The organism is Bacteroidota bacterium (assembly GCA_016715945.1).
Classification (GTDB): Bacteria; Bacteroidota; Bacteroidia; order Bacteroidales; family F082; genus JALNZU01.
On sequence record JADJXJ010000001.1, the window covers coordinates 1,403,007 to 1,416,472 of the forward strand.

The following is a 13,466-nucleotide window of genomic DNA, read 5'->3' on the forward strand; positions in this document are numbered from 1 at the left end:
TTTGGATTAGTGGTTAATTCCAGTTGGGGTTTTGTGTCAGGGTTCCTTGCGAGATATCGATCTCGTTTTGCGGGATGGGCAGCAGCTCATGTTTTCCGGCCTGAAAACCAAGTGGTCCCAGCACCTGTGGCGCCTTACCGGTGCGCACCAGGTCCCAGAAACGATGGCCCTCGAGGGCGAGCTCGTGGCGACGTTCGTCGAGGATGAGGTTGCGCAGGGCGTCTTTGTCAGTAACAGCGATGTCGGGCAGTATGTTATTGTTTCCCATCCGGGCACGTGCCCTTACCCGGTTGAGATAAACGAGGGCTTCTGTGGGTTTGTTGTTTTCGTTGAGCGCTTCGGCAGCCATCAGCAGCACATCGGCAAAGCGAATCAGGCGGCGGTTGTGCCCAAACTGGGTATTGGTACTCAAACCCGGAATCCACACCTTGCGGTTGTAACACTCGCGTTCGATGATGTTTCCGTTTTCGTCGTACACATAATCCGGAGTGGAACCATCGCCGAGGATGGTAATTCCGTCAATCACATCGCCCAGGTCGATGATGGTGAGTTTCATGCGCGGGTCGTTGTTTTCGAAGCTGAAACGGAGGTTTTCCGAAGGCCGGTTGAAGCCCCAGCCCCGGTTTGGTGTGCCTCGCACACCCTGGGTGTTGGCATACTGGTTGCCCAATGCATTTTCCGTTTCAAATGCACCTATCTCGAAAACCGACTCTATGCCGTGCTCGCCCTCGCGTGAGTTGGCATGGGCAAAGTTGGGTTCGAGGTCATACAATGTAGGGCCGTTGATTACTTCCAGGGCGTAGCGCTCTGCATTGACATAATCTTTGCGGAACAGGTACATCTTGGCCAGGAAAGCTTTTGCGGCGCCTTTGCTGGCCCGGCCGAGGTCCTGGCTGTTGTACTCGCTCTTTTCCGGCAGGCGGGAAGCCGCAAACAACCAGTCTTTTTCAATCTGGGCATAAATCTCGTCTGCCGTGCTGCGAGGCAGTTTGAGCGGGGGCGTGGTGGTGAGTACCAGAGGCACACCTCCCCATGCCCTCACCAGGTCGAAATAGTAGAGTGCACGCAAAAAGCGGGCTTCAGCCACATAACGTCCACGCTGGTTGGTATCCATATTGATCTGCGGCACCTTCTCGATGACCACATTGGCGCGTTTGATACCCTCGTACAAGGCAGCCCACCAGCGGTCGAGTCCATCCTGGGTGGGTGTGATCGTGAAATTATCATAAGGGCCTATGGTGTTGAGCTGGTCGTTGGGATTGCTGCCCTTGTGGGTGTCGTCCGACATGATGTCGAGTATGGGATAACCTCCGGAATGGTAATGCCAGTTGCGCAACGTGGCGTAAACGGCATTGGTGGCCAGCAGGGCATCGGAAGCTGTTGTCGGGAATGCTTCCTGGGTGAGTTCACCCTGAGGTTTGATGTCGAGAAAATCTTTGCACGAGCTGAGTGCAATCAAACCAATTGTGATGTATATCAAAGTTCTTTTCATGGCTCCATGTTTTAGAAGTTGATGTTAAGACCCAGCGAAACAACGGCTGCGATGGGATAAATCCCATTGTCGATCCCATTCGAGAGCACATCGAAACCACCTATCTCAGGGGTGTAACCGGTGTATTTGGTCAGGGTGTACAGGTTGTTGGCCTTGACGTAGGCGCGGACATTTTCGAGCTGAAGCTGGCGGGTCAGATTGTCGGGCAGGGTGTAGCCTACGCTCAGGTTGCGCAGCCTGATGTAAGCGCCATCGAGCACAAAGAAATCCGAGGGGAAATAGTTGTAGCCTCCAAACGAGGGTTTTGGCACCTTGTTGCTCGTGCCTTCGCCACGCCAGCGGTCGAACACATATTTCTCGAAATTGTAGGGATCGGGACGCACCACGTCTTTGCCATTGAATATCTTGTTGCCATACTGCCCTTGCAGGTCAAACGAAAAGTCCCACGATTTGAAGTTGACCTCCACATTGAACCCGAAAATGAATTTCGGAATGGGTGAGCCGATGTAGGTACGGTCGAGTCCGTTGATGCGGCCATCGTTGTTCACATCCACGAAGCGAAGGTCGCCCACGCCGGCCAGCGACATATGGGGATAAGCATCGAGCTCAGCCTGATTCTGGAAAATACCATTGGTGAGGTAGCCGTAGAATGCACCCACCGGAAGGCCTACCCTGCTAAGGGTAACTGCCTGTCCGTTAGCCAGATAACCACCAATGAGGGTAGAGTCGATGCCACTGTTGCCGCCGATGGTGAGCACCTCGTTGTGGATGGTGGTTCCCAGGAGCCCAACCGAATAGCTCAGGTCTTTGCTGAGTGTTTCGCGCCAGCGCAGGTTGAACTCGAAACCGCGGTTGAGCACCTTGGCAGCATTGTAGCGCACACGCTGACCCATACCGTTGCCCAGGTGGCCGGGGGTGGACAATTCGACCAGAATGTCGTCGGTTACCCTGTTATAGAAGTCGAACTCTCCGGTCAGTTTGTTGTTGAACACACCAGCCTCAACGCCAATGTTGGTCTGTGTGGTGCTTTCCCATTTCAGGTCAGGATTGCCTGTCTTGCCATAGGTTGCGGCAGGATAGGCGGCATCGGGATTGGAGAACACAGCAAAAAGCCCTGAGTTAACCCTCGAGAAGCGGTCGTAATAGGTAATTTTTTCGTTGCCGATGATCCCCCAGCTGGCCCTGACTTTGAGCATACTGATGAGGTCGTATTTCTGCATAAACTTTTCATTGCCCAGGTTCCAGCCCAGCGCCAGGGAGGGGAAGTTGGCATACCTGTTGCCGGGGGCAAACTTGCTCGAACCGTCGCGCCTGAAAGTCACGGTGCCGATAAAACGGTTGTCGTAGGTGTAATTCACGCGTCCGAGATAGGATATCATGCTGTAGAACAGATTGGCATCCACCCCGTTGAAGATGCTCTGCAGCATGTTGATGTTGTTGGTCTCGTCGAGAATGTAGGGTGGCATAATGTACCAGAAGTCGCGGCTGTCGCGCATGATGTTTCTTCCTGCCAGGCCAAAAAACTCGGAACGCGAGCGTTGCATGGTGTAGCCGGCCACCGCATTGAAACTATGCTTGTCGTAGGTCTTCAGCCAGGTCAGGGTATTTTCCCACAGCCATGTCAGGCTTTCGTTCTGTCCCTTGAACAGGTTGCTGAAAGGATTGTCCTGCTGCGAAGCCGTACCATCCGGGTTATAAACTGTGTAAGCCGGTGTGAAGCTCAGCGACTTGTTGAAACCACCGTCCACGCCAAAGCTGGTGCGGAAAAAGAAATCCTTGCGCACATTCAGGTCAGCATAGATGTTACCCACTGCCCTGACACCTGTGTTGTAGCTATTGGAATTCTCCAGGTCGGCCAGCGGATTGCCCACATTGTAAACCACGCCAAACGAGCCGTCGTCGTAATAGGGTTTGAGCACGGGCTGGGCGCGGTAAACTGCATAGGTGACGTTGGGTGCGTTACGCTGCTGGTATGGCGAAAGGGTTAGGTTATTGCCCAGGGTCAGGGCGTCAGTCACCTTGTAGCTGTTGTTCAGCTTGAGCGAAAGTCGCTTGAAATAGCTCTTTGGAATGATCCCGTCCTGCTGATATAAACCAAGACCTATGTAGGAAGTGATTTTGTCGTTGCCCGACGAAATGGCCAGCTGGTGGTTGTGCATGGGTGCGGTGCGGAAAATCAGGCTTTGCCAGTCGGTGTTGGGTACGGCGTCCACATTATTAAAAGAGCCGGGTTTGATTTCGTTGCTGATGATGGCAAACTCCCGGCCGTTGAGCAGGTCAATCTTTTTTGCCAGACGCTGCAGGCTGAATTCCGTCGAAAGACTCACCTGTGGCTTGCCGGAGGCTTTTGCAGCGCCACGGTTGGTGGTGATCAGAATCACCCCATTGGCTCCACGCGAACCGTAAATAGCTGTGGCAGAGGCATCTTTGAGCACCTCCATGGATTGGATATCTGCTGCATTGAGGAAGGAAATATCATCCAGAATTACCCCGTCGACCACAAAAATCGGTGAGGTATTCCCGAAGTTGCTCACCCCGCGGATGCGCACCGCCAGCCCTGCACCGGGCGCTCCGCTCGTGGTGGTAACCTGTACGCCGGCCACCTTGCCTTGCAGGGCCTGGGTAGGATTGCTGGCTGTGATTTTCCGTATGTCGTCCGATTTCACTGAACTCACTGCGCCGGTAAGGTCGCTTTTGCGCACCACACCATATCCGATAACCACAAACTCATCGAGCATGGTGGTGGCCTCCTTCATGACCACATTCACCTCGGTGCGTCCGCTCACATCCACCTCCTGCGTCTCGTATCCGGTGTAGGAGAAAATCAGAAAACGGTCGCCCGCCAGCAGCTCAATGGAATATTTGCCATCGATGTCGGTGGTTGTGCCACGGGTCGTTCCTTTAACAACAATATTTACACCAGGCAGCGTCTCGCCCATTTGTCCGGCCGTTACCGTACCACGCACAATGCGCTGGGCAAAAAGGTCAGCAGCCGTGCCGGTAGTCAGCAGCACTGTCAGCAGGATGAGACCATAAATTCGTTTGCAATTTTTCATCTGGTCGGTTTTTGGTTTCTAAATCATCATTCCGGGTTCGTTAAGACAAGGTCAAAAATAGAGCGAAGCGCAACCGATTGCATTTTTTTCGCATCAACTTGACTACTTCTGCCCGAAAACGGTTGCAATTGTACCACTGAATCACCTCATCAAAAGGCTCATTTTCTTTTTTAAATAATTGATTAATAATACTTTACTATTTTGTTGATTTTTACACAACAAATTTGAAAACCTGCCGCATTCGAAACCGATTGAGCTCAATCAGGCGGGCAACAAAAAAAGTCCGGCCTGAAGCAGGCCGGACTTTACCAAATACTCACCTAATCCATGTCATCTGACAATCACTGTATGCGTCTCAACACGGCTTTTATCTCCAGCAACAGTTTTTAGCCTGAGCATATAAAGACCCGAAGGCATGCCGGAAGTAGAAAACCTGACAGTTTGACGACCTGCCTGCTGCCATCCGCTCAGAACGGTAGTCACCAACTGACCCTGGGCATTGAACAACTGCAACTCGATTTGTGCATCTTTATCCAAAGTGATCGGGATATTGATGAGTTCGCCGGCAGGATTGGGATAGGTACGACCCAGGATGATATTGTTTTTCCCGTTGTAGGCTTTTTCGTCCACGCCAAGGATATTGGCAATGCCCGAGGCAACAATCTGCTGATAGATATAATTGTGACCGGCGTCGTTGAGGTGGATGCCATCGCCTGAATTATACATTGGCTTAATTGTGCCATCGGGATTGGCCAGCTCGTCGAAAATGTTGACAGCATTGTTGCCGTAGGTATTCAGAATGGCCGTGCGCACATTGATGAGGTTTTGCAGCTGGGCCGGGTTGCTGAAGTTCCGTGGCTGGGTGGTCGTCAGGCGGAAATGCTTGTTTTGGGCGATGGCCGGGGCGAGGATGGCTGCGAAATTCGACATTTGCTCTTCAACAGTGTAGTTGTTGGCTGCATCATTGCTGGGCAGGTTGATGATGATAGCCCAGGGATTATAGGCCATTGCCCGGGTGATGTTGTTGTTTGGAGAGGGCGAAGGCCGTCCTGCTGGCGGAACAAATCCGGTAGGCATGACGTGGTAGGTGGTGAACCCACCCACGGCAAGGTTGACAACCACAGCATCCGGATCGATGTTCTGCACGTATGTGCGGAACTTACCCACCCACGAATTGGCCGCAGATGAAGCACCGGTTCCGGCAGCTGTGGAGGAGCCAAGCACCACAAAAACAGGCCTGTCGTTGCCATTGATGCTCTGACCTTCCACGCGGATATCATCAAAGTATAGCACCGTTGGGGTGTTGTCGGCATTATTCTGGCTGAAGAAGATTGTTTTGATGCGCGTCAGGTCGGCCTGCAAAGGATTGTCTTTGAATGGCTGCACCGGCACCCTGATCTCCGTCCAGGTGAGTGGCGGAACCGAGGCAGTGTAATTAGCCAGAGGGAATTTCTCGGTCTTGCGGTTCGAGAGGTCTTCAAGGAAAATGAAGGGCATCTGGGCAGTCGTCCAACCACTGGGTGCAAACACCTTGATGCTGATGGTGTCGGTAAGCATGAAATCATGCCCTACCCAGCCGATGCTTGCAACCGCAATTGACCAGTTGCCACCCGGTGCAGAGGTATAGTTAAGTTTCAAAGCATAATTACCTACCAATGAATACGTTGTGCTCACAGGCCATTTTGATCCATTGACGAGTTCGAGGGCGCTAGGTGCGGTGAACGTGCCCCAGCTGGGATCGTAAAAGTCGGCGGTCGGACTGTCGGAAAAGAATACAATATCCTGATTTTCAGGTCTGGGCTCAACTATTGAAAAGGGTGCAGCGCTGCTTACCTGGTAACCGGTCAACGGATCGCTGATGCGAATCAGACACTGAGCAGCAGTTGTTTCGGGAAGCTGCCACAAGTAAAAACCTGAAGCCGCGGAATGATTTTCTACAATGCCAGTCCATGAAGCTCCATTATTAGTTGAGAGCTCTATATTGACATTGCTGGCATTGGTAGCCTCGAACATGATTTTTTTCTGGCTACCCTTTTCCCATTGCTGGTAACCATTGGGCGAAAGCAGGCTGATGGTTACATTAAGCGGCACAATGCTGAATGTGCCACTCACGCTGTTGATCGAGGCGTTGGTCACGTCCGAAATCCGGATTCTGGCTTCGTTTGTCAAAGGTGCATTCACAAGCCAGGCAAACTGTCCGTCGGCGGCAGGAACACTTTCAGCCAGGGTAGTCCAGCTGGCGCCATTGTCGGCCGAGAACTCAATTTTGATATGGTCAACCATCTGGCTTGTCCAGCTGATGGTTTGTGTAGTGCCTTGTGCCCAGGATTCGCCTCCGGAAGGTGCGGTGAGCACCACCTGATATTGACCAGAGGTAAGGAAGTAGAACCGAAGCACGCGGTGGTTGTTGTAGTCGGCCACAAAAACATTGCCGGTGGCTTCGTCAAGAAACATTGCACGGGGTGTATTGAAGTTTGAGGCCGAGGGCGGCGTGCCTGCGGTACCTGTGTTAAAGTCGGGTTGTCCCCAGATATAGTCGGCAGGCGCACCATTCGGCAACGAGGCGGCGTTTTCGAATACCACAATGCGGTGGCTGTTTTCCTGCATGACGTAGATGCGTCCGCTGTTGTCGCCGGTAACAAACCTCAGGTTGGTGAAGCCACTCTGACTAACCGACGAAACATCGCTGGTGAAATCAAGCTGACCAAGCACCCCATCGGCCGGAGCGCCGTTGGGCAGATTGCGGGCGTTGTCGAAACGCAGCACCCTTCGGTTGGCAGCATCGCTCACCCAAAGCCTGCCAAACAAATCCACATACAGGTCATTGGGATTTTTCATACCGGTCTGGGTAGTGGCACCCACCGCGCTGCCAAACCCTGGCTGTCCGAGCACACCATCGGCAGGCGCACCATTGGGCAACAAGGCTGCGTTGTGATACCAAACCACACGGTGGTTGCTCCAGTCGCTCACCCATAGCGTACCCGTATGATCCACATAAATGCCTACCGGGCCACCCAGCTTTTCAGCAGTATTTCCAGCACTGTTGGTGGTAAAGTCGGGCTGCCCCAGTACCGCATCGGCAGGTGCGCCGTTGGGCAGACTGGCGGCTGCATCGAAACGCAGCATACGACGGTTCCCGAAGTCGGCCACCCAAAGTCGGCCCAGCAAATCCAGATGCACACCAATGGGGTTGTTAAACTTAGATGCGGTGAGTCCGGAGCTGTTGGAGGTAAAATCAGTCTGACCCAACACCGCCTCAGCTTCGGCGCCCGATTGCATAGCCGCAGCAGAGCTATAACGAAGCACGCGGTGGTTGCTGCGGTCGGCCACAAATACTTTACCCGAAACGGGATCCACGGCCACGCCGTTGGGACCATTCAGTTTCGAAGCGCTCAGGCCGGAAGAACCTGAAGTAAAGTTTTCCTGCCCCACGACGCTCACAGCCTGGGGATTGTTGCTGATCAGCAAGGTGTTGAAATAATCCACTGAGAACCGCAACACACGGTGGTTGTTGTAGTCGGCCACCCAGACGGTTTCGCGGGCTTCGTCCACAAACATGGCCCTGGGTGTGTTAAAGTTGGCAGCTGTGGGCGGATTGCCTGCCGTACCGGTGTTAAAATCGGGCTGCCCCCAGAGGTAATCAGCCGGGGCGCCGTTTGGCAAAGCTGCTGCATTCTCGAAAATGGTGATGCGGTGGCTATTTTCCTGTATGACATAGAGTCGTCCTTTCATGTCGCCGGTAACAAAGCGCAGGTTGGTAAATCCGCTCTGAGAAACTGACGACACATCGCTGGTAAAATCGGTCTGACCAAGCACACCGACGGCCGGAGCGCCATTTGGCAGGTTACGGGCATTGTCGAAACGCAGCACCCTGCGGTTGGCGGCATCGCTCACCCACAAACGTCCGGCATAGTCCACATACACATCGTTGGGATTTTTCATCCCGGTTTGGGTGGTTGCGCCCACGGCACTTCCGAAACCGGGTTGTCCCAAAACCCCATTGGCAGGCGAACCATTGGCCAGTGTTGCAGCGTTTTGGTACCACACCACCCTGTGGTTGCTCCAGTCGGATACCCACAATGTTCCGGTATAGTCAACATAAATTCCCACCGGACCACCAAGCTTTTCGGCCGAGTTGCCGTTGGAGTTTGTAGTAAAGTCAGGCTGACCAAGCACGGCATCAGCTGCTGCCCCGTTGGAAAGCATGGCCGCGTTGTCGAACCTGAGCACACGTCTGTTTCCAAAATCGGCTACCCAGAGGCGACCGGCCAGGTCAATATGCAGACCAATAGGATTGTTGAACTTGGCTGCCGTAAGCCCTGAGCTGTTCGAAGTAAAATCGGTCTGACCCAACACGGCTTCGGCTTCAGCTCCAGTTTGCATGGCCTCAGTCGATCCATAACGAAGCACGCGGTGGTTGGAACGGTCGGCAATAAAGACCTTTCCGCTCACGGGGTCAACAGCCACGCCGTTGGGGCCATTGAGCTTTGACGCATTCAACCCGGAGCCTCCGCTGGTAAAATTTTCCTGCCCAAGCACGCTCACTGCCTGTGGCTGGTTGACAATCTGGGCCATCATGCTGCCCGACATGACGATCATCAGCAGCAATGCCAGCTTTTGTAAATGTTTTCTCATGGAAATAAAATTTTGGTTATAGCTGCCCAAAAATATCCGGACCTCAACCAGACAGGGTAGCAATAGCTTTCGGAAAAATTTACCTATTGTTCGGAAAGCCGGTTTTGTGCGTGCTTTTCCTGAAACATGCCCGGAGTGATCCCATATTGCTCCCTGAACAGACGAATAAAATATGCCGTATTGGGCAAACCGCATTTCCAGGCCACCTCCGAAACTGTTAGCGCCTGGTTGCGCAACATATCAGCCGCCTTGCTCAACCGATAGTTTTTTATCCAGTCGCTTGCCGAAACGCCAGCCACCCTTTTCAGCCTGGTGTGCAGCGAAGTACGGCTCATGCCCATGGCCGATACCAGACCAGTCACCCCAAAATGCTCATCGTGATAGTGCTGTGCCAATATATCGTTAAGGCGCAACAAGAATTGTGCATCTTCTGCCGGAAGGGTAGTTTCCTCAGGTATTTCCCACGGGACAGCCAGCATTTTTTCACGCAGCAACGAGATTGCTTTCAGGGTATTGTCGATGCGCAGCTTCAGTTCATCGAGCATGAAAGGCTTACCGATATAATCGTCGGCGCCGTAGCCAAGTCCAAGCAGCTTGTCGGCAATCAGCGTTTTGGCCGTGAGCAAAATAACAGGGATGTGGGCATATCGCGGATGATCCTTGATTTTGCGCAACAATGCAATACCGTCCATCTCGGGCATGATGATGTCCGATACCACCAGGTCGGGCACAATCTCCTGCAGGCGTACCCATCCCTTCAGACCGTTGGGCGCATTAAAAACATTGTAAGTATCGGCTAAATAATCCGATAAATACTCCCGCAATTCCTGGTTATCCTCCACCAGCAACACGGTGGGCCGACGACCACTCCTGCCGGTTCTGCGGCTGGACTCTTTCGTAATCCCCTGTTTTACAGCTATTTCTTCTTTCAAAACCGAACTTTGCGACGGAGCCGAAATCAGTTTTTCCTCGCTGCGGAGGTGCTTGTCGCCAACCGGAAGGATCAGTTCAAATACAGCCCCGCCGGTTTCCGGCGACGATGCCCTGAGCCAGCCGTGGTGCAATACAGCCATCTTTCGGGCCGTAGAAAGCCCGATACCAGTGCCCCCAAACCCCTTCAATCTGCTGTTTTGGCTTTGAAAAAAGCTCTCAAATATGCGTTCTGCATCCCCGGGAGGAAACCCAATTCCTGAATCCGACACCCTGATGACAACACAATCAGTCAAATTGTTGTTGTCCAGTTCATTGCATGCATTTTCCAATATCTCAACGCTGACATTGCCACCAGAGGGAGTAAACTTGATCGCATTGCTGAGCAGGTTGTAAATGATTTTCTGAAACTTCGGCAAATCAATCCAAACATCCGGCAAGGCCTCATCGCAACTGAGAGTGAGCATTATCCCTGCCGCATCGGCCCTGGGGGCCACATCGCTGCAAAGCCGGCCAAGCACCTGAGCAAGGTTGTGCGGGAAAGCCTGAAGGCTCTCATCCTGTCGCTCAAGCCTCTGAAATTCAAGGAGCTGATCCACAAGATCAAGCAGATTAAGTAGGTTTCGGTGCAAAGTTTGCAATCTGGCCGACATCCAGGTGTCGCCCGTTTCGGCACGTTTCAGTATTTCGTGCAGGGGACTCATCATCAGGGTAAGGGGGGTGCGGATTTCGTGCGATATGGTGGTGAAAAAATTCAGCTTCAATTGATCAGCTTCGTGAAGTTGGGCGCTGATACGTTCTATTTCATCCTTTTGCGCCAATATCTCCGCATTTCGCGCAAGCAATTCATCACGGGTGGCACTCAGCTCCCTGTTTTGTGCTTCAACCCTGAGTTTCTCATTTTCCAGTTCCATGGTGCGTTGTCCCACAAGCACTTCCAGCTCACGACGGCGCGATACCTCGGCCCGGAAGCGGCGGGTGATGACCAATCCGGTTATGCCAATCACAAGCATCACGAACAAAAGTCTCGCTTGCCAGGTGTCCCACCAGGGTGGCACAACAACCACCTTCAGTATGGCCTCGTGCGGACTCCACACCCCGTCAGCATTGGCAGCCCTTACCCTTAAGGTGTAGGTGCCTGGGTCAAGATTGGTAAAGGTGACCCGGCGCTGGCTGCCAATGTTGTTCCAGTCCTTGTCGAAACCTTCGAGCAGATATGCATATTTCCCGCTTTCGGGTTGCACATAGTTGAGCGCCTGAAACTCAAGCGAAAAGGTATTCTGATGATAAGCCAGCCTGATGCCGGTCTGAAAAGCAATGTCCGATTTCAGCAAGCCTTCCGTGGAGGTTGGCTTCACTTCCTCGTTCATCACAAAAAGACGGGAGAAATAAACCGGCGCAGCGTATTGGTCTTTTCTCACCATACCCGGATCGAAACTATCCAGACCATAAACACCGCCGAAGGCCAACATACCGCCAGGCAGAGTAGCTGCCGACTCGCTCAGGTACTCCTGAACCCTCAAGTCATCCTCAAGGGTGTAAGTAAGCACTGTTCCATCGCGCGGATCAATACGGTTCATGCCACTGCCTCCGCTTACCCAGATGAAGTCATTTGATTCCTGCCTGATTGCCGCTATGCTGTTGCTGCTTAACCCGTTTGATCTGCCGAACTGCTGCACGACGCGCAGTCCGGAATCGAGTTTGAATAGTCCCCTGCTGCGCGTGCCTGCCCATACATTCCCCTCCCGGTCCAGGTGAAGCGCCTTGACTTCTGCAGTTGAAAGCGGATGAGTTGGATCGGTGGCAACCCGGCTTACCTTCAGCCTACCCCCGGCATATTTCAGCTCGAATAAGCCTCCAAATGAGCCGGCCAGCAGGCTGCCGCGAAACGGATGGTAGATAAGCACAAGAATACTCTGTGGAACCAGCTCATTTTCAACAACTTCAAACGCGATAAAATCCATCTTCGAGGGATCGAAAAGCCGCATACCACCATTCAGTGTACCAACCCATACATTACCTTCGGCATCTTCGGCAAAGGCCCAGACATTGTTGAATGACTCGTTGTTGGTGCCAGGCTTTTCTCTAAAGACCAGCCACCTGCCGCCGGAATCCCGCACAGCCATGCCCTGGCCATAGGTGCCAAAATAGAGGTTCCCCCGACCGTCTTCAAATATGGTTTTAACTACCCTGCCGGCATTAAAAATCTGATCCGCAATTTTATTGCCGGAGCTCGATGAAGCGCGGAACACCCCACCTCCATCCGTTCCGATCCAAAGCTGGCCGCTGCGATCATGATGAATGGCCATCACCATCTGACGGGAAACAGTGTCGGGCAAAGCCAGCTTGTGAGGCTTCAAACGTCGGGCCTCTGCAAAAAGCACATTGACCCCACCTTTGTTGGTTCCTATCCACAAATGCCCCTCCCTGCTTCTGAAAAGCCGGAAAATCACCGAAGACGTTAATCCACCTGGTCTTCCGGTAAAAGTTTCCTGCGCACATGTGCCTTCCTCCGGGTGTACGACCAGAAGTCCCTGTCCATCAGTACCTATCCACCACTTTCCCTCAGCTATGACTATGGAGCGGATCAGAGGATCGGAAAATCCCCGGCAAAAGTACTTTCCCATTTTCTGACTGTCGGCTTCCTCCTGCAGAAACAAACCTTCTGAGGTGCCTGCAAGCACCCTGCCCTGATAAAAAGCAATCGCGTTGACCTGTGGAAGTGCCCCTTGGGTATTGGCCAATATCATGCTTTGCTGTTGGTTTGTCTTTGGGTCAAAACAGACGATACCTCGCTCCTCGGAGGCAGTCCAGATCTTACCACTGCTGTCGATGGCCAATGCCCGAATCATGTTGCCAGGATTGTATTTTGGCCACAATGCTGCAGAATGTTTCCATGCATTATCTCCAGGATTCCGCACAAACAGGCCATGGCCCTGCGTGGCAGCAAACAATGTGCCCTCCTCATTCTGAGTAAGCGCCCAAACACTTCTGCACCAATGCACCGCTCCGGTGTCGGCACCGCAGGCAACCTCCATCCTGCCCTGGTACCTGTTATAATAATATATTCCTGTACCCCAGACACTTACAAAAAGATTCCCTGAAGAATCTTCGGCAATGCCCGTGATCATCCGGTCGATCATACCAGACTTTTCGGGCAATGAGAACCAGGGTTCCCGCATGCTGATTCCGTCATAGCGAACCAGCCCTTCGCGTGTACCAAACCACATGAAACCAAACCTGTCCTGGTGTATCACCGTGACCGTGCTGTTGGGCAATCCGTCGGCAATACCGATATGCCGGAAGTTCAACTCAGCTGAATGCAGCATTGCGGGAACCAATACCAAAACGAA

The 13,466-nt window shown here is 52.9% G+C and carries 4 protein-coding genes; all 4 read right to left on the minus strand.

The features are described 5' to 3' along the window. Positions 1-13 precede the first annotated feature (13 nt). Positions 14-1,492, minus strand: coding sequence for a RagB/SusD family nutrient uptake outer membrane protein (locus IPM52_05335; GenBank protein ID MBK9291030.1), 1,479 nt, complete (start codon positions 1,490-1,492; stop codon positions 14-16). Positions 1,493-1,503: 11 nt separating this feature from the next. After that, positions 1,504-4,548 carry a TonB-dependent receptor gene (locus IPM52_05340; GenBank protein ID MBK9291031.1) on the minus strand — a complete coding sequence of 1,015 codons (3,045 nt, stop codon included), beginning with the start codon at positions 4,546-4,548 and terminating at the stop codon, positions 1,504-1,506. Between the two features lie 330 nt (positions 4,549-4,878). Continuing rightward, positions 4,879-9,183, minus strand: coding sequence for a T9SS type A sorting domain-containing protein (locus IPM52_05345; GenBank protein MBK9291032.1), 4,305 nt, complete (start codon positions 9,181-9,183; stop codon positions 4,879-4,881). 83 nt (positions 9,184-9,266) lie between these two features. Then, entirely contained in the window at positions 9,267-13,442 is a 4,176-nt protein-coding gene (locus tag IPM52_05350; GenBank protein ID MBK9291033.1) for a response regulator, read from the minus strand. Between the last annotated feature and the right edge of the window lie 24 nt (positions 13,443-13,466).